Source organism: uncultured Cedecea sp. (genome assembly GCF_947498825.1).
Classification (GTDB): Bacteria; Pseudomonadota; Gammaproteobacteria; order Enterobacterales; family Enterobacteriaceae; genus JGM124.
In genome coordinates, this window is record NZ_CANMLV010000036.1 from 1 (window position 1) to 15,966 (window position 15,966).

Annotated in this window: 24 protein-coding genes; 6 read left to right on the top strand and 18 right to left on the bottom strand. The window is 47.4% G+C overall.

The window, feature by feature from the left end; translation table 11 throughout:
• The first annotated feature begins 306 nt into the window (after positions 1-306).
• Positions 307-861, top strand: coding sequence for a gamma carbonic anhydrase family protein (locus Q1A40_RS21830; protein ID WP_300005363.1), 555 nt, complete (start codon positions 307-309; stop codon positions 859-861).
• On the opposite strand, the gene Q1A40_RS21835 is transcribed toward Q1A40_RS21830, so the two are convergent.
• The 6 genes from Q1A40_RS21835 to dprA are packed head-to-tail and all read right to left on the bottom strand — an operon-like array spanning position 837 to position 4,635.
• Positions 837-1,094 carry a DUF1488 domain-containing protein gene (locus Q1A40_RS21835; protein ID WP_300005366.1) on the bottom strand — a complete coding sequence of 86 codons (258 nt, stop codon included), beginning with the start codon at positions 1,092-1,094 and terminating at the stop codon, positions 837-839. The two genes, Q1A40_RS21830 and Q1A40_RS21835, sit on opposite strands and share 25 nt — an antisense overlap.
• Positions 1,091-1,909 (bottom strand): shikimate dehydrogenase, encoded by an 819-nt coding sequence (aroE, locus tag Q1A40_RS21840; RefSeq protein WP_300005369.1) that lies wholly within the window; start codon positions 1,907-1,909, stop codon positions 1,091-1,093. The genes Q1A40_RS21835 and aroE overlap by 4 nt, the downstream gene beginning before the upstream one ends.
• A gap of 11 nt (positions 1,910-1,920) precedes the next feature.
• Positions 1,921-2,493 (bottom strand): L-threonylcarbamoyladenylate synthase type 1 TsaC, encoded by a 573-nt coding sequence (gene tsaC, locus Q1A40_RS21845; RefSeq protein ID WP_300005372.1) that lies wholly within the window; start codon positions 2,491-2,493, stop codon positions 1,921-1,923.
• Between the two features lie 4 nt (positions 2,494-2,497).
• Positions 2,498-3,040, bottom strand: coding sequence for a topoisomerase DNA-binding C4 zinc finger domain-containing protein (locus Q1A40_RS21850; protein WP_300005374.1), 543 nt, complete (start codon positions 3,038-3,040; stop codon positions 2,498-2,500).
• A gap of 25 nt (positions 3,041-3,065) precedes the next feature.
• Positions 3,066-3,539: a DUF494 family protein Smg gene (gene smg, locus Q1A40_RS21855; RefSeq protein WP_300005376.1), complete on the bottom strand. Its 474-nt coding sequence runs from the start codon at positions 3,537-3,539 to the stop codon at positions 3,066-3,068.
• Positions 3,511-4,635, bottom strand: coding sequence for a DNA-protecting protein DprA (gene dprA, locus Q1A40_RS21860; protein WP_300005711.1), 1,125 nt, complete (start codon positions 4,633-4,635; stop codon positions 3,511-3,513). The genes smg and dprA overlap by 29 nt, the downstream gene beginning before the upstream one ends.
• A 129-nt stretch (positions 4,636-4,764) precedes the next feature.
• Between dprA and def the strand changes: the two genes are divergently transcribed.
• The 5 genes from def (at position 4,765) to mscL (ending at position 9,583) form a co-directional block, all read left to right on the top strand.
• On the top strand, positions 4,765-5,274 hold the full coding sequence (gene def, locus Q1A40_RS21865) for a peptide deformylase (RefSeq protein ID WP_300005379.1): 510 nt from the start codon (positions 4,765-4,767) through the stop codon (positions 5,272-5,274).
• Positions 5,275-5,288: 14 nt separating this feature from the next.
• Entirely contained in the window at positions 5,289-6,236 is a 948-nt protein-coding gene (gene fmt / locus Q1A40_RS21870; protein WP_300005382.1) for a methionyl-tRNA formyltransferase, read from the top strand.
• 73 nt (positions 6,237-6,309) lie between these two features.
• Entirely contained in the window at positions 6,310-7,599 is a 1,290-nt protein-coding gene (gene rsmB, locus Q1A40_RS21875) for a 16S rRNA (cytosine(967)-C(5))-methyltransferase RsmB (RefSeq protein WP_300005385.1), read from the top strand.
• 48 nt (positions 7,600-7,647) lie between these two features.
• Entirely contained in the window at positions 7,648-9,024 is a 1,377-nt protein-coding gene (trkA, locus tag Q1A40_RS21880) for a Trk system potassium transporter TrkA (RefSeq protein WP_300005388.1), read from the top strand.
• A gap of 145 nt (positions 9,025-9,169) precedes the next feature.
• Positions 9,170-9,583, top strand: a complete 414-nt coding sequence (gene mscL, locus Q1A40_RS21885) for a large-conductance mechanosensitive channel protein MscL (protein WP_300005391.1) — start codon at positions 9,170-9,172, stop codon at positions 9,581-9,583.
• A 60-nt stretch (positions 9,584-9,643) separates the two neighbouring features.
• Here mscL and Q1A40_RS21890 read toward each other — a convergent pair whose 3' ends face one another.
• The 12 genes from Q1A40_RS21890 to rpmD all read right to left on the bottom strand — a co-directional run bounded on the left by Q1A40_RS21890 (position 9,644) and on the right by rpmD (position 15,962).
• Positions 9,644-9,892, bottom strand: coding sequence for an alternative ribosome-rescue factor A (locus Q1A40_RS21890; RefSeq protein ID WP_300005394.1), 249 nt, complete (start codon positions 9,890-9,892; stop codon positions 9,644-9,646).
• A gap of 28 nt (positions 9,893-9,920) precedes the next feature.
• A complete protein-coding gene (zntR, locus tag Q1A40_RS21895; protein WP_300005396.1) occupies positions 9,921-10,358 on the bottom strand; it encodes a Zn(2+)-responsive transcriptional regulator in 438 nt (145 codons plus the stop codon).
• A 2-nt stretch (positions 10,359-10,360) separates the two neighbouring features.
• Positions 10,361-10,729, bottom strand: coding sequence for a DnaJ family domain-containing protein (locus Q1A40_RS21900; RefSeq protein WP_300005399.1), 369 nt, complete (start codon positions 10,727-10,729; stop codon positions 10,361-10,363).
• Between the two features lie 122 nt (positions 10,730-10,851).
• The gene (rplQ, locus tag Q1A40_RS21905; RefSeq protein WP_300005402.1) at positions 10,852-11,241 is read right to left on the bottom strand and encodes a 50S ribosomal protein L17; all 390 of its coding nucleotides are present in this window, start codon (positions 11,239-11,241) and stop codon (positions 10,852-10,854) included.
• 40 nt (positions 11,242-11,281) lie between these two features.
• The gene (gene rpoA, locus Q1A40_RS21910; protein ID WP_002919219.1) at positions 11,282-12,271 is read right to left on the bottom strand and encodes a DNA-directed RNA polymerase subunit alpha; all 990 of its coding nucleotides are present in this window, start codon (positions 12,269-12,271) and stop codon (positions 11,282-11,284) included.
• Between the two features lie 25 nt (positions 12,272-12,296).
• On the bottom strand, positions 12,297-12,917 hold the full coding sequence (gene rpsD, locus Q1A40_RS21915) for a 30S ribosomal protein S4 (RefSeq protein ID WP_300005467.1): 621 nt from the start codon (positions 12,915-12,917) through the stop codon (positions 12,297-12,299).
• Positions 12,918-12,950: 33 nt separating this feature from the next.
• Positions 12,951-13,340: a 30S ribosomal protein S11 gene (gene rpsK / locus Q1A40_RS21920; RefSeq protein ID WP_259053711.1), complete on the bottom strand. Its 390-nt coding sequence runs from the start codon at positions 13,338-13,340 to the stop codon at positions 12,951-12,953.
• 16 nt (positions 13,341-13,356) lie between these two features.
• The gene (gene rpsM, locus Q1A40_RS21925; RefSeq protein WP_259053713.1) at positions 13,357-13,713 is read right to left on the bottom strand and encodes a 30S ribosomal protein S13; all 357 of its coding nucleotides are present in this window, start codon (positions 13,711-13,713) and stop codon (positions 13,357-13,359) included.
• Between the two features lie 145 nt (positions 13,714-13,858).
• Positions 13,859-13,975, bottom strand: coding sequence for a 50S ribosomal protein L36 (gene rpmJ, locus Q1A40_RS21930; protein ID WP_000868187.1), 117 nt, complete (start codon positions 13,973-13,975; stop codon positions 13,859-13,861).
• Positions 13,976-14,005: 30 nt separating this feature from the next.
• Positions 14,006-15,337, bottom strand: a complete 1,332-nt coding sequence (gene secY, locus Q1A40_RS21935) for a preprotein translocase subunit SecY (RefSeq protein ID WP_300005605.1) — start codon at positions 15,335-15,337, stop codon at positions 14,006-14,008.
• A 7-nt stretch (positions 15,338-15,344) separates the two neighbouring features.
• Positions 15,345-15,779: a 50S ribosomal protein L15 gene (rplO, locus tag Q1A40_RS21940; protein ID WP_259053716.1), complete on the bottom strand. Its 435-nt coding sequence runs from the start codon at positions 15,777-15,779 to the stop codon at positions 15,345-15,347.
• A 3-nt stretch (positions 15,780-15,782) separates the two neighbouring features.
• On the bottom strand, positions 15,783-15,962 hold the full coding sequence (gene rpmD, locus Q1A40_RS21945) for a 50S ribosomal protein L30 (RefSeq protein ID WP_004846568.1): 180 nt from the start codon (positions 15,960-15,962) through the stop codon (positions 15,783-15,785).
• Between the last annotated feature and the right edge of the window lie 4 nt (positions 15,963-15,966).

A 15,966-nucleotide genomic window follows, 5' to 3' on the forward strand; every position in this document is an offset into this window, starting at 1 on the left:
GCTAACTCGAGGTGGCGTATATTACGCGTTCCTCTTTAAGAGTCAATTCTTATTTCAGAATCTTTTCTCTTTATCGTTCCGGTAACTTGTGAAGTTGTTCACATGTTTCCCGTCGATGGAGGCGCATTATAGGGATCCCGATTTTTATCACAAGTACTTTTTCACACTTTTTTTCTGAATGCCTGTTTTTCACCCTTTTCGCTGTTAAGATGCCCGATCTTTGCCATTTTCTGTACGATCCTCCCTTGCCATCCCCTGAGAAAGCCGCCAAAGTCATTACTATACAATGAGCATATCGAGGTAAATATGTCCGCAGTATTACGTGCCTGTCAGAACACTTTTCCAGAAGTTGGTCAGCGAGTCATGATTGATCCCAGCAGTGTCATTATTGGTGATGTTCAACTGGCGGATGATGTGAGTGTCTGGCCACTGGTTGCTATTCGTGGTGACGTCAACAAGATAACAATAGGAGCACGAACCAATATTCAGGATGGTAGCATGCTTCATGTCACCCATAAGTCATCCTATAAACCAGAAGGTAACCCACTTATTATTGGCAAGGATGTGACTATTGGTCATAAAGCCATGCTGCACGGCTGTACTATCGGCGATCGTGTTTTAGTGGGCATGGGATCGATTTTACTTGATGGGGCTATTATCGAAGATGATGTGATAATTGGTGCCGGGACAATCGTATCACCGAATAAACATCTGCAAAGCGGGTTCCTCTATTTAGGCAACCCGGTAAGACAGATCAGACCTTTAACAGAAAGCGAACTGGCAGGTCTGACCTATTCTGCGAACAACTATGTAAACTGGAAGAATGAGTATCTGGCTCAGGATAGCCAGTACCAGCCTTGAGAATCTTCTTCTTCATTACGAATTAATGACTCAAACGCTTCCTCAAGATCCCAACGATGTAACCGGAACAGTGCCAACCACTGTTCCGGCGTATTGCCACCAAACTGGCTGGCAATCCATACCCCACTCACCGCGCAGTTAACCTGAAATCCTGAAACCAAAGCAGTAAGACAGATAGCCTGCCTGCTCTCGTCCCATACTTCACTATCTGGAAACTGAATAGCCTGGTTCACGCGGTCATTTCCTGTTTTAAGGCAGTAATCACTGGCGTAATTTCCGGTAACACTCCATGCCAGAGTAAAACAGCGTGTGCGGCTTGTCCCACCAGCATTCCCAGACCATCGGCATACTCGGTGACACCCTGTTCTATCGCCCATGCCAGAAATGGTGTCGGCCCTTGTTGATAAAACATGTCGTAGCAGCGGACAGAAGAAGAGAGCAGAGAAAGCGGTAATGCAGGGATATCGCCATGAATACCGCTGGATGTCGCATTGATGAGCAAGTCAAAACGCTCACCATCAAGCTTTTCCAGTTCTACAGCTTGTACAGATCCTGTCTGACTGAAGACATCTGCCAGAGCCTGCGCTTTAGCAAAGGTACGATTGGTGATCGTTATCTGCGTGTTGAGTGCAAGCAATGGGGCAATAACACCCCGTGCCGCGCCACCTGCACCTATTAATAAAATACGGTCATTTTGGTGGATCAATGATAAACGTTCCAGATCGCTAACTAAGCCGACGCCATCAGTGTTATCGCCCAGCAACCGGCCATCATCCAGCCGTTTCAGCGTATTCACGGCTCCCGCCAGCGCGGCACGTTCGGTCAGTTCATCTGCCCGGGCAAAAGCCTGCTCTTTAAAAGGAACGGTAATATTGGCCCCACGTCCACCAGCAGCCATAAAAGCGTCCAGAGTTTCAGTAAAAGCATCTACCGGAGCCAGAACCCGCCCGTATGGATGCTCTATCTTAAGCTGTTCCGCAAAATACTGATGAATAGAGGGTGACTTACTGTGTTGAACCGGATTACCAAAAACAGCGAACGTTTCCATATTTATCCCTTTTACCCCTGACGAAATAGTTCACCGGTCAACGCATCACGAATTTCTGACGGATTCGCTCGACCACCGGTTTCCCCCTCCAGCACCGGAAAATCATTTCCGAACTGCTGATAAACTTCATCTGCTGTACGACAAGGAGGTAGCCCGGTCAAATTTGCACTGGTAGAAACCAGCGGTTTACCGTAAGCCAGGCACAGCGCCTTCACTAAAGGGTGGTCGGTGACGCGAACCGCCAGTGAATCAAAACGTCCTGTCAGCCATTTTGGTGTCGTGGGGCGTGCCGGGAACACAAAGGTGACTGGACCAGGCCAGTGAGCAAACACGGTCTGCCGTTGTTCATCGGTTAACGCACTATCATCTATATAGGGTATCAGTTGCTCAAAATTATCAGCAATCAGGATCAACCCCTTTTCTACCGGTCGCTGTTTTAAAGCAAGTAGCCGCGTCACAGCAAGTTCGCTGTCAGGTGAACAGCCGACACCGAATACAGCTTCGGTAGGATAAGCGACAACACGTTGTTGTTTCAGGTAATCAACTATTTTTAGTAACTGATCTTCAGGAGAAGGATTATTCACAAAGTTATTCCGAAGCGATGGGCTTTCCACATTGTTTACTGGCACAAAAACATTTTATGCCCTGTGCGGTTTTCTTTTCAATAAGCAGAGGATACTGACAGTATGAGCAAATGCCGGCACGTGGCTGGAAATTAATAACAAACTGGCACTCAGGATAGCCAGAACAGGACCAGAACGTTTTACCATAGCGAGAACGACGCTGAATCAGATGGCCTTTCAGGCACTGGGGGCAAGAAATTGTCGTTTCATCTGGTTTATCGATAGCTTCGGTATGGGGGCATTCAGGATAGTTGCTACAACCAATAAACATGCCGAAACGCCCCTGACGCAGCACAAGCGAACCTTTGCAATCAGGGCATTGTTGCCCGTCCAACACTTTAACGATATGCCCGTCAGCCTGATTTTTTAGCGGTCGTACATAGTCACATTCAGGATAGGCAGAACACCCCTGAAAAGGGCCATGTTTACCAGAACGAATAACCAGAGCTGCCCCACAGAGGGGGCAGGATGAATGTGTTGCCACCGTGAAAAGTGCAGATTTAGCCATGGTATCTTATGCATTAACGAAACAGTTAATGCAGCATACCCTCATTTGATTCGAAGAGTAATTCTTCCATCTTCTGATAAGCGTCTTCACATCCGGGAATGTTGAATAACACCATCAGTATCACCCACTTCAGATCTTCAAGTTCAAATTCAGTGGTATCCAGCGCCAGTACGCGCTCAATAACCATTTCACGGGTTTCGAGGTTTAACACTTGGATTTGCTCAAGAAACAACAAAAATCCACGACAATCTGCGTCCAAACGCTGACTTTCTTCAGACGTAAAGATTCGCATTGATAGCGGGTCTGACACTAACTGCATGGGTTCAGTCAGCCCCTCCTGATAATCGGCAAGCTTCTCAAGCCACACCAATGCATTATAAACATCTTCACGTTCAAAACCGGCTTCGGTCAGATCGCGAGTGAGTTTATCCTGATCGACATGTAGATCCGCATCGTTGTCAATGTAGGTTTCAAATAAGTACATTAGTACGTCGAACATGGCATGCCCTCCTCAATCGGACATAGCCGCCTGGTACCGCTGCGACCCATCCTGCTAACTCCAGCTCAAGTAATTGGGCTACCGTCTCTGGCACAGGTTGGCCGGCACGTTCAGCGACAACATCAACAGGTGTAACCTCATCCCCTACGTTATCCAACAGTTCAGGAATTGGCAATGGACTCTCAGCCTGATTTGATGAATATATTGATACCTCCGGCAAAATACGCAGCCAGCATAGCTCAGATTCCAGATAATCGAGGATATCTTCGGGGCTGCGCACCAGATTCGCACCTTGCTGAATCAGTTTGTGAGGTCCAATACTGCCCGGGCTATCCACCAGCCCGGGCAGCGCAAAAACTTCACGACCTTGTTCTGCCGCATAGCGGGCAGTCACTAAAGAACCACTCCGATCGCTTGCTTCAACAACAAAAGTCGCGCGACTCAAACCACTAATGATTCTATTCCTCCAGGGAAAATGATAAGCCAAGGGGGGGCTTGCAAGCGGTAGCTCTGAAATAACGGCCCCACCTTGTTCAATAATTTGTGCAGCCAGCGTTATATGGCGCCGTGGATAAATGTTACTCAGACCATTACCCAGTACGGCGATTGTCTGCCCCTGAACATGTAAAGCTGCACGATGCGCTACACCATCAATGCCCAAAGCCAGCCCACTGGTAATTGTCAGCCCTGCTTTTGCCAGAACTTCACAAAACAGCCGACAGCTACGCTCACCGTAATCGGAAAGGTTACGGCTACCAACCACAGCCAGTTGGTGCTGGTTAAGTACTGTAGGATCCCCGGCAATAAACAGCGCGGCAGGAAAATGTGAGATAGCACGTAGTGGTTCCGGATACTCAGGGCTATCAGCTGTCATAAGATGGTGGCAGGGATGTTCAAGCCAGTTCAAACTGACATCCAGTTGCCTCGGGGTCAAACGATTAAAAAGGTTACGACTTCTTTCATTCAAACCACTGGCAATCAGAGTTTCATCATTGATTATCGGGCAAGTTTTTAAAAAATGAACAACTTTCAGGCACTTCTCTCCATGCAAGCCCGGAATAAGCATCAAACGTAACCAAATCTCCGTCAGTGACATCATTTTCTCCCTATCAGAGATGATGAAAGCGATCCTTGCCATTAGTCACTGATGCTGTCAATCAGCCAGGGAAATGTCTAGAATAGAAGGTATCAACCTTTTAACTACTGAACATAGCTCTGGATATTTATGGCTGTTTTGCAAGTGTTACATATCCCTGACGAGCGGCTTCGTAAAGTCGCCACGCCGGTTAAAGAAGTGAATACAGATATTCAACGTATCGTCGATGATATGTTTGAAACCATGTATGCAGAAGAAGGTATTGGCCTTGCGGCAACGCAGGTCAACATCCACCAGCGTATTATCGTGATTGATGTTTCTGAAAACAGGGAACAACAGTTGGTTCTCATCAACCCTGTACTCCTTGAAAAAAGTGGCGAAACCGGGATTGAAGAAGGCTGTCTGTCTATCCCTGAACAGCGCGCTCTGGTACCTCGAGCCGAAAAAGTAAAAATTCAGGCGCTGGATCGCAACGGTCAATCTTATGAACTGGAAGCCGATGGCCTGTTAGCCATATGTATTCAACATGAGATGGATCATCTGGTCGGTAAACTGTTTATTGATTATCTTTCGCCGCTAAAGCAACAACGTATTCGCCAGAAAGTTGAAAAACTTGATCGCCTGAAAGCGAAAGATTAAGGACTAAACCTAACGTGTCAGATTCACTGCGCATTATTTTCGCCGGGACCCCGGATTTTGCCGCGCGTCATCTTGACGCCCTGCTCTCTTGTGAACATCAGATTGTCGGTGTTTTCACTCAACCGGACCGCCCGGCAGGACGCGGTAAGAAGCTAATGCCCAGTCCGGTAAAAGTGTTGGCCGAAACGCACAACATTCCGGTATTTCAACCCGCAAGTTTACGTCAGGCAGAAAACCAACAGCAGGTTGCTGACCTGAATGCTGATATTATGGTGGTCGTGGCTTATGGCTTGATTCTGCCAAAAGCCGTGCTCGATATGCCTCGTCTGGGTTGCATCAATGTGCATGGTTCCTTGCTACCACGCTGGCGTGGGGCCGCACCGATCCAACGTTCATTGTGGGCCGGTGATAGCGAAACCGGCGTCACTATAATGCAAATGGATGTTGGACTTGATACCGGCGCAATGCTGCATAAGCTTGCCTGTGCCATCGAAGCAGAAGATACCAGCGCCACTCTGTATGATAAGCTTGCCGGGCTCGGCCCTCAGGGGCTGCTGGAAACCTTACAACAGCTCGCCCGCGGAACTGCCCAGCCTGAAATCCAGGATGACTCGCTTGCCACCTATGCTGAAAAGCTCAGCAAAGAAGAAGCACGTATCGACTGGTCACTTTCTGCTGAGCAGCTAGAACGTTGTATCCGGGCTTTTAATCCGTGGCCAATGAGCTGGCTTGAAATTGATAGTCAGCCATTAAAAATCTGGTCTGCCTCCGTCATTGCAACACCGACTGATGCACAACCCGGCACGATTTTATCTGTCAGTAAACAGGGTATTCAGGTTGCCACAGGTGAAGGTATTTTGAATCTGGAATCACTTCAGCCTGCAGGCAAAAAAGCGATGACAGCTCAAGATCTGCTAAATTCTCGCCGGGAATGGTTCGAACCCGGAACCGTTCTCGCCTGAAAATATCCCTCTTAGACGCCCAGGTTTATCCTGGGCATTTTTGTTTGTTGCGCTGGAAAACCAGATCAGAGTTATGAAAAAAACCGTGAACATCCGCAGTCTTGCTGCCCAAACCATTGAACAGGTTGTCGAACAAGGACAATCATTAAGTCAGGTCTTACCCACTGTGCAACTGAAGGTGCCAGAAAAAGACCGTGCGCTGTTACAAGCATTATGCTTTGGTGTATTACGTACACTGCCACAACTGGAATGGTTTGTGCAGCAGTTGATGTCACGCCCTATGACCGGCAAGCAACGAACCGTACATTACTTAATTATGGTCGGTTTATATCAGCTTCTTTATACCCGCATCCCAGCTCATGCCACTCTGGCTGAAACTGTTGAAGGTGCTGTGGTCATTAAACGGCCAGCATTCAAAGGGTTAATCAATGGCGTACTGCGTCAATTTCAGCGTCAGCAGGAAACGTTACAGGCAAGTGCCGCGAAAGATGAGAGTCATTACCTTCATCCTCAATGGTTGTTACAACGTTTAAGAAAAGCGTATCCAAATCAATGGCAGGCGATTGTTGACGCCAATAATCAGCAACCTCCAATGTGGTTACGCGTCAATAGTCAGCATCACTCTCGTGAAGAGTGGCTGAAGTTACTGGAAGAAACCGGTCTGAATGGCACGGCCCATCCTCAATATCCTGATGCTGTCTTACTCGAAACCCCTGTTCCGGTACAGATCCTGCCAGGCTTTGATAAGGGCTGGGTAACGGTGCAGGACGCTTCAGCTCAGGGATGCGTAGATCTGCTTGCTCCACAAAATGGTGAGTTCATTCTTGATCTTTGTGCAGCACCAGGCGGGAAAACAACTCACATTCTTGAGAGAGCTCCAACAGCCAAAGTAATGGCCGTTGATGTCGATACCCAGCGTATCAAGCGTGTGCACGAAAATCTCGAACGTTTAGGCATGCAGGCTGACGTCAAGCAAGGTGATGGACGTTTTCCAGAACAATGGTGCGACGGTGCTCAATTTGACAGAATCCTGCTGGATGCGCCTTGCTCTGCGACCGGAGTGATTCGTCGTCATCCGGATATTAAATGGCTGCGTCGTGACAGAGATATCGCTGAATTAGCCTCACTGCAAAAAGAAATTCTTGAAGCGGTATGGCCGTATCTGAAGTCTGGCGGTACCTTACTTTATGCAACCTGCTCAGTGTTACCCGAAGAGAATAAAGATCAAATCAGCCTGTTTCTGAGCCAGCATAATAATGCAACATTGGTTGAAACGGGTGATATAAAAAATCCGGGTCTCCAGAATTTGCCGGTTAGCACAGGTGGCGATGGTTTCTTTTACGCGAAGTTAATAAAACGCTGATTTACACCAACGTCTGTCAAAGGTTACTCACTCATTAAGTGATAAAAAATGAAAATAATCATTTTAGGTGCAGGACAAGTCGGCGGTACGCTGGCAGAAAATTTAGTGGGTGAGAACAACGATATCACCGTTGTTGATACCAATCAGGACCGGTTGCGTAGCTTGCAAGACAAGTTCGATTTGCGGGTAGTTCTGGGCCATGGCTCCCATCCTCGTACCTTGAACGAGGCCGGAGCAGCCGATGCCGATATGCTGGTTGCCGTCACCAGTTCAGACGAAACGAATATGATAGCCTGTCAGGTGGCTTATTCGCTATTCAATACACCGAATCGTATTGCCCGCATCCGGGCACCCAGCTATATACGTGATGCAGAGAAGTTATTCAGTGCTGATGCTATTCCTATCGACCATCTGATAGCTCCGGAACAACTGGTTATCGACAATATCTACCGTTTAATTGAGTATCCTGGTGCACTTCAGGTAGTCAATTTTGCTGAAGGTGCGGTCAGCCTGGCGGTCGTCAAAGCCTACTATGGTGGCCCTCTGGTCGGTAATGCTTTATCTGCTATGCGCGAACATATGCCGCATATTGAAACACGCGTTACTGCTATCTTCCGTCATGACAGACCTATTCGCCCCCAGGGTTCCACCATTATTGAAGCCGGGGATGAGATCTTCTTTATTGCCGCTTCACAGCATATTCGTGCCGTAATGAGCGAATTACAGCGCCTGGAAAAGCCGTATAAACGCATTATGCTAGTCGGGGGTGGCAATATCGGTGCAGGCCTGGCACAAAAGTTAGAAAAAGATTACAGCGTAAAGCTGATCGAGCGAGATCAGCAGCGGGCAACTGAGTTAGCGGAAAAACTACAAAACACGATCGTTTTTTACGGTGATGCTTCGGATCAGGAACTACTGGATGAAGAGCATATTGATCAGGTCGATCTCTTTATCGCCGTCACCAACGATGATGAAGCAAACATCATGTCAGCCATGCTCGCCAAACGTATGGGAGCAAAGAAGGTTATGGTGCTAATTCAACGCAAAGCCTATGTCGATTTGGTTCAGGGCAGCGTGATTGATATTGCTATTTCTCCTCAGCAAGCAACCATTTCTGCATTACTGGGACATGTACGTAAAGCTGATATTGTCAGCGTATCATCATTACGTCGTGGCGTTGCTGAAGCTATCGAAGCCGTAGCACATGGCGATGAGAGTACCTCCAAGGTAGTGGGCCGAGTTATCGATGATATCAAGCTGCCACCAGGTACAATTATTGGTGCGGTAGTACGAGGCCCTGATGTCATGATTGCCAATAACAATCTGCGTATAGAGCAAGGTGACCATGTCATCATGTTTCTGACCGATAAGAAATTTGTCAGCGATGTCGAACGTTTGTTCCAGCCAAGCCCGTTCTTCCTGTAGTCAGCAGAGGTTGTTTGAGTTGTTAAGAATTTATCAAATATTTATCAAACAACCTTTCATTTTTCTAATAAACTCTCTACATACCGGATACCCAAAATAATCCTTTGTTAGAATTGGGCTTATTCATAAACCTGAGGAGAGTCAAATGAGTATGTTAAAAGAGTTCCGTGATTTCGCGATGCGCGGCAATGTGGTTGATTTAGCTGTCGGTGTCATCATTGGTACTGCCTTTGGTAAAATTGTTTCATCGCTGGTCGCAGATATTATTATGCCTCCACTCGGTTTACTGATCGGAGGAATCGATTTTAAACAATTTACAGTAACCCTACGTGATGCCAGTGGAGATGTACCGGCCGTAGTGATGCATTATGGCTCGTTTATTCAGAGTGTTTTCGATTTTGTCATCGTTGCTTTTGCTATTTTTATGGCCATTAAGCTTATCAATAAGCTACATCAGAAAAAAGCAGAGTCTGCACCAGCGCCAGCCGGTCCATCAAAAGAAGAAGTTTTGTTAGGTGAGATCCGCGATCTGTTAAAACAACAAAACGATCGCCACTAACCGATTTACTGCAAATAAATCATCCCGTGTTCTTGCTGTCAGATTTTGCAGTTCAGACGATTAGACAAGAATAATTGACTGATTATCTTCAGTGTTGTGGGTAGCAAGGAGGCCAGTGGTAAAGAAACAATTCGCTTGTTTACCACTGGCCTCCCAGTTTTTACCCTTACCAAATTTTTCCTGACGCTGATAGCTTCCCTTCCCTTTTTTATTTTTCTCAACGCGTACTTTAAATAAAGGATCGTGGAGTAAGGCCTGCAGAGCATTGTCATTGATCTGCCCTTTCTGATGGCGATAACTATTTTTCATGTAACTTCCTTAAGTGAACAAAGATAGATTAATTACCCTGTGGTTGCTCATTATGACGACTTGCACCCTGTTCCAGGGCCTCAAGAATTGAACAATACATACTGCTATGTCCAGTACCACAGCATGCATCATTAAGATGCTGTAGTGACTGTCGCATATGCTCTAATTCGCTAATACGTAATTCTACTTCTCTGAGCCGGCTTTGCACAATGCTTTTGGATTCCTGGCAAGTATGCTGCTCAGGTTCAATACGAATAGAAAGTAGTTCGCGAATTGCATTCAATGTGAAACCAAGCTGTTTAGCATAGCGAATAAATTTAAGCCGTTGTAAATCATTATCGCTATAGAGTCGGAAACCTCCTTCGGTACGTTCTTTATGGCCCATCATATTTTGCTTTTCGTAGTAACGGATGGTATCCGGCGTTACCTCCGCGAGTTTTGACAGTTCTCCAATACGATACTTCATTTTTATTCCTCAATATGTTTGATTATTTTTTCACCATACGCGTGATTACGCAAAAAATCAGTCGAAACGCCTGCCTGTTGCAATTTTAATTCCAGCAGGGCGAGTTTTTTATTCAATGTACAATAACGCGTATCATCCTGTTGTACTGTTCGTAACAGGCTGGCGAGTTCGACAGCTTCTTGCCGGAGCAGCAGCTCTGGAGGTAAGTAACCGGCATTTTTTAATAACCGGTATCCTGCACGCAATGCTTCAGGGACATGGCTATCATCATCCAGTATTAACGGCTTACCGGCTCCTGGCAGATCGGTGAAATCGCCATTACGCTGCCCTTCCAGAATATGTCTTTCAGCCCAGTCATCGAGCAAACCCATATCAACCTCAATCGGCGTGGTCTGGTGAGTGATATACAGAATACGAGGAATGATTAAGAGGTGACAGATTTTGGATATAAAAAAACCGGGCAAGCCCGGTTTTTTTATTTCACTTCTGCAAATTACTCTGCAGCAGCTTCTTCTGTTTTAGACTCGGCGCGATCAACCAGCTCGATGTAAGCCATCGGAGCGTTGTCACCGGCACGGAAGCCACACTTCAGAATGCGAGTGTAACCACCGGTACGGCTTGAAAAACGCGGACCCAGTTCATTAAACAGTTTTGCCACGATCTCGTTATCACGAGTACGGGCGAATGCCAGACGACGATTAGCAACGCTGTCAATCTTGGCAAGAGTAATCAGCGGCTCAACTACGCGACGCAGCTCTTTCGCTTTAGGCAGAGTCGTCTTGATTATCTCATGACGAACCAGTGAACCTGCCATATTGCGGAACATAGCCTGGCGATGGCTGCTGTTGCGGTTCAGTTGACGACCACTCTTACGATGGCGCATGACCTTATCCTTCTCAGTAAAACCTTAACCTGCGATCTGGTTACTCGTCAGCGATGCTTGCCGGAGGCCAATTCTCGAGACGCATGCCCAGAGACAGTCCACGGGAAGCCAGCACGTCTTTAATCTCAGTAAGAGATTTTTTACCAAGGTTAGGCGTTTTAAGTAGCTCAACCTCAGTACGCTGTACCAGATCACCGATATAATGGATAGCTTCTGCTTTCAGGCAGTTAGCAGAGCGGACAGTCAATTCCAGATCGTCAACAGGGCGCAGCAAGATAGGATCGAATTCTGGTTTCTCTTCTTTAACTTCCGGCTGACGTACATCACGTAAGTCAACGAAAGCTTCAAGTTGTTCAGCCAGAATGGTTGCCGCACGACGGATCGCCTCTTCAGGATCGATAGTGCCGTTGGTTTCCATTTCAATGACTAACTTGTCCAGGTCGGTACGCTGTTCAACACGAGCTGCTTCAACATTGTAGGCAATACGCTCTACAGGGCTGTAGCAAGCATCGACTAGCAGACGACCGATCGGGCGCTCATCTTCTTCCGAATGAATTCGGGCAGATGCCGGCACATAACCACGACCACGTTGAACTTTGATACGCATGCTAATAGCAGCGTTTTCATCGGTCAGATGGCAGATTACATGCTGTGGCTTGACGATTTCGACATCACCATCATGGGTGATATCGGCTGCAGTCACAGGGCCAATGCCAGATTTATTCAGGGTAAGAATAACTTCATCTTTACCTTGAACTCTCACCGCCAGCCCTTTCAGGTTGAGCAGGATTTCCAGGATATCTTCCTGAACGCCTTCTTTGGTGCTGTACTCATGTAGTACACCATCAATCTCAACCTCAGTCACCGCGCAACCCGGCATCGATGAGAGCAGAATACGGCGCAGTGCATTACCAAGAGTGTGACCAAAGCCACGCTCTAAAGGCTCAAGGGTCACCTTGGCGTGCGTCGAACTCACTTGCTCGATATCTACCAGGCGCGGTTTTAGAAACTCTGTCACAGAACCCTGCATTGTGTCCTCTCTTTGGTACTAAGCTTTACTTGGAGTAAAGCTCAACGATCAGGTGTTCGTTAATGTCTGCGGACAGATCAGTACGTTCAGGCTGACGCTTGAACACACCTTCCATCTTAGTAGCATCAACTTCCAGCCAGGTTGGCTTTTCACGCTGCTCAGCCAGCTCCAGAGCAGCCTTAACGCGAGACTGCTTTTTAGCTTTCTCACGAACGCTTACTACATCATTCGGAGTAACCTGATAAGAAGCGATGTTAACAACGCGACCATTTACCATAACAGCTTTATGGCTAACCAACTGACGTGCTTCTGCACGAGTGGCACCAAAGCCCATACGATAAACTACGTTATCCAAACGACCTTCCAGCAAAGCTAACAGGTTTTCACCGGTATTGCCTTTCAGACGAGCCGCTTCTTTATAATAGTTACGGAACTGACGCTCCAGAACACCGTAGATACGGCGAACTTTTTGTTTTTCACGTAACTGTACGCCATAGTCAGACAGACGCGGTTTACGCGCACCGTGCTGGCCAGGAGCTTGTTCAATCTTACACTTGGTATCTATCGCACGGACGCCAGACTTAAGGAATAAGTCTGTTCCCTCGCGACGGCTAAGCTTGAGCTTAGGACCCAAATATCTTGCCATTTTCTTTCTCCAACAATCCTGGAAACGACAGCGTTATACGCGGCGTTTCTTCGGTGGACGACAACCGTTGTGAGGGATCGGAGTCACATCAGTAATATTAGTGATGCGGAAACCAGCGGCGTTCAGAGCACGAATAGTTGATTCGCGGCCTGGACCCGGACCCTTAACCATAACTTCGAGGTTCTTGATCCCGTAGTCTTTTACAGCTTCTGCGCAACGCTCTGCTGCAACCTGAGCTGCAAACGGAGTGGATTTACGAGAACCACGGAAACCGGAACCACCGGCAGTTGCCCAACCCAACGCATTACCCTGACGATCGGTAATTGTAACGATGGTGTTGTTAAAAGAAGCATGGACATGAGCCACGCCGTCAGAGACTGTTTTTCTTACACGCTTACGTGCACGAACTGGTGCCTTTGCCATTATTCAATCACCCCGATTATTTCTTGATCGGTTTGCGCGGACCCTTACGGGTACGTGCGTTGGTCTTCGTACGCTGACCGCGCACTGGCAGACCACGACGATGACGCAAACCGCGATAGCAACCAAGGTCCATCAGACGCTTGATGCTCATACTCACTTCACGGCGCAGATCACCTTCAACGACAAATTTGGCAACTTCGTCACGCAGCGTGTCGATTTGTTCTTCAGACAGCTCTCTGATCTTAACATCTTCAGCGATTCCCGCCGCGGCACAAATGGCCTTGGAACGGGTCTTGCCGATACCGTAAATCGACGTTAACGCGATTACAGCATGTTTTTGATCAGGAATGTTAATGCCTGCTATACGGGCCACTATGCACTCCTACAATTTAATTATGCGCCCCATACCGAAAAGCCCGTTTTCAGGATACTCAAATGGAAACGCATAGACATACAAAAGATTGGCTGGCTAATCTAGCCAGCTCAACCCAACTTTGCAAGAAAAATATGCGAGATAATCAGCCTTGACGCTGTTTATGCTTCGGTTCGGCACTGCAAATGACGCGAATAACACCGTCACGCTTAACAATTTTGCAGTTACGACATAATTTCTTGACGGAAGCACGAACTTTCATTTTTACTCTCCGTAACTTCTCAAGCGATGATTAACGGCCGTAGCCTTTCAAATTCGCTTTCTTCAATGCAGACTCGTACTGACTCGACATCATCAGAGTTTGCACTTGAGCCATAAAGTCCATGATAACGACAACAACGATAAGTAACGAGGTCCCACCGAAGTAGAACGGTACTCTCATTGCATCACGCATGAACTCCGGGATTAGGCAGACAAAGGTAATATACAGCGCACCAATCAATGTCAGACGCGTCATCACTTTATCAATATACTTCGCCGTTTGTTCTCCCGGACGAATTCCTGGTACAAATGCACCGGACTTCTTCAGGTTATCTGCTGTTTCACGTGGGTTAAACACCAACGCTGTATAGAAGAAACAGAAGAAGATGATTGCAGATGCGTAGATTAGCACATAAAACGGTTGTCCTGGCGCCAAATTCTGAGAAATAATTGTCAACCAGTCCCAACCGGTTCCATCCCCGAACCATGATGTAATGGTAGCCGGGAAAAGAATAATACTGGAAGCAAAGATAGCAGGAATAACACCGGCCATATTCACTTTCAGTGGTAAATGTGTGCTCTGCGCAGCATAGACGCGACGACCTTGTTGACGTTTAGCGTAGTTGACCACAATGCGGCGCTGACCACGTTCAACAAAAACAACGAAGAAGGTCACTGCAAATACTAATACTGCAACCAACAGCAACAGGAGGAAGTGCAGCTCACCCTGCCTTGCTTGCTCGATGGTATGGCCAATAGCCGACGGGAGTCCCGCAACGATACCAGCAAAGATTATGATTGAGATACCGTTACCGATACCGCGTTCAGTAATCTGCTCACCCAGCCACATCAGGAACATTGTTCCTGTGACCAGACTGACAACAGCAGTGAAATAGAATGCAAAGCCTGGATTAATTACCAGACCTTGCATACCAGGCATATTCGGTAAACCGGTAGCGATACCGATAGACTGAAATATTGCCAGCACCAGAGTACCGTAGCGGGTGTACTGGCTTATCTTCCGACGGCCAGCCTCCCCTTCTTTCTTCAGCTCTGCTAACGCGGGATGAACCACAGTAAGCAGCTGTATGATAATCGATGCCGAAATGTACGGCATGATACCCAGCGCGAAGATAGAAGCACGGCTGAGAGCACCACCAGAGAACATGTTAAACATTTCAATGATGGTGCCTTGCTGTTGATCAAGCAATTTGGCAAGTACAGTGGCATCAATACCAGGGATTGGAATAAAAGAGCCAATTCGGAAAACAATTAACGCGCCAATAACAAACAAAAGTCTGCGTTTCAGCTCGCCAAGCCCACCTTTAGCACTTTGAAAATCTGATCCCGGTTGCTTCGCCATCTGCTACTTATTCCTCGATTTTACCGCCAGCAGCTTCGATAGCAGCACGAGCGCCTTTAGTGACACGCAGGCCGCTAATAGTTACCGGACGAGTTACCTCACCAGACAGGATCACTTTCGCAAACTCGATCTGGATACCGATAATGTTAGCTGCTTTCAACGTGTTCAGGTCAACTACGTCGCCTTCAACTTTCGCCAGGTCAGACAGACGAATCTCTGCAGTGACCATTGCTTTGCGAGAGGTGAAACCAAATTTCGGCAGACGACGGTATAACGGCATCTGACCACCTTCGAACCCGCGACGTACGCCACCGCCAGAACGAGAGTTCTGACCTTTGTGACCACGACCACCGGTTTTACCGAGGCCAGAACCGATACCACGACCCAGACGCTTGGAAGCGTGCTTAGACCCTTCGGCCGGAGACAGAGTATTTAAACGCATCTCTTACTCCTCAACTTTAACCATGTAGGAAACCGCGTTGACCATACCACGTACAGCAGGAGTATCCTCGCGCTCTACGGTGTGACCAATACGACGCAGACCCAGGCCAAGCAGTGTTGCCTTGTGTTTTGGCAAACGACCGATTGCACTGCGGGTTTGAGTAATTTTAATAGTCTTAGCCATGGTC

Bases quoted from the DNA above. Each gene is read 5' to 3' on its own strand.
- smg (WP_300005376.1), bottom strand. From the start codon at position 3,539: ATGTTCGACGTACTAATGTACTTATTTGAAACCTACATTGACAACGAT.
- Q1A40_RS21900 (WP_300005399.1), bottom strand. From the start codon at position 10,729: ATGGGTTTGCTCGATGACTGGGCTGAAAGACATATTCTGGAAGGGCAG.
- Q1A40_RS21890 (WP_300005394.1), bottom strand. From the start codon at position 9,892: ATGAAAAATAGTTATCGCCATCAGAAAGGGCAGATCAATGACAATGCT.
- trkA (WP_300005388.1), top strand. From the start codon at position 7,648: ATGAAAATAATCATTTTAGGTGCAGGACAAGTCGGCGGTACGCTGGCA.
- zntR (WP_300005396.1), bottom strand. From the start codon at position 10,358: ATGAAGTATCGTATTGGAGAACTGTCAAAACTCGCGGAGGTAACGCCG.
- Q1A40_RS21850 (WP_300005374.1), bottom strand. From the start codon at position 3,040: ATGGCTAAATCTGCACTTTTCACGGTGGCAACACATTCATCCTGCCCC.
- rsmB (WP_300005385.1), top strand. From the start codon at position 6,310: ATGAAAAAAACCGTGAACATCCGCAGTCTTGCTGCCCAAACCATTGAA.
- mscL (WP_300005391.1), top strand. From the start codon at position 9,170: ATGAGTATGTTAAAAGAGTTCCGTGATTTCGCGATGCGCGGCAATGTG.
- secY (WP_300005605.1), bottom strand. From the start codon at position 15,337: ATGGCGAAGCAACCGGGATCAGATTTTCAAAGTGCTAAAGGTGGGCTT.
- rpoA (WP_002919219.1), bottom strand. From the start codon at position 12,271: ATGCAGGGTTCTGTGACAGAGTTTCTAAAACCGCGCCTGGTAGATATC.
- Q1A40_RS21830 (WP_300005363.1), top strand. From the start codon at position 307: ATGTCCGCAGTATTACGTGCCTGTCAGAACACTTTTCCAGAAGTTGGT.
- def (WP_300005379.1), top strand. From the start codon at position 4,765: ATGGCTGTTTTGCAAGTGTTACATATCCCTGACGAGCGGCTTCGTAAA.
- rpmJ (WP_000868187.1), bottom strand. From the start codon at position 13,975: ATGAAAGTTCGTGCTTCCGTCAAGAAATTATGTCGTAACTGCAAAATT.
- rplQ (WP_300005402.1), bottom strand. From the start codon at position 11,241: ATGCGCCATCGTAAGAGTGGTCGTCAACTGAACCGCAACAGCAGCCAT.
- aroE (WP_300005369.1), bottom strand. From the start codon at position 1,909: ATGGAAACGTTCGCTGTTTTTGGTAATCCGGTTCAACACAGTAAGTCA.
- rpmD (WP_004846568.1), bottom strand. From the start codon at position 15,962: ATGGCTAAGACTATTAAAATTACTCAAACCCGCAGTGCAATCGGTCGT.
- rplO (WP_259053716.1), bottom strand. From the start codon at position 15,779: ATGCGTTTAAATACTCTGTCTCCGGCCGAAGGGTCTAAGCACGCTTCC.
- rpsD (WP_300005467.1), bottom strand. From the start codon at position 12,917: ATGGCAAGATATTTGGGTCCTAAGCTCAAGCTTAGCCGTCGCGAGGGA.
- dprA (WP_300005711.1), bottom strand. From the start codon at position 4,635: ATGTCACTGACGGAGATTTGGTTACGTTTGATGCTTATTCCGGGCTTG.
- rpsK (WP_259053711.1), bottom strand. From the start codon at position 13,340: ATGGCAAAGGCACCAGTTCGTGCACGTAAGCGTGTAAGAAAAACAGTC.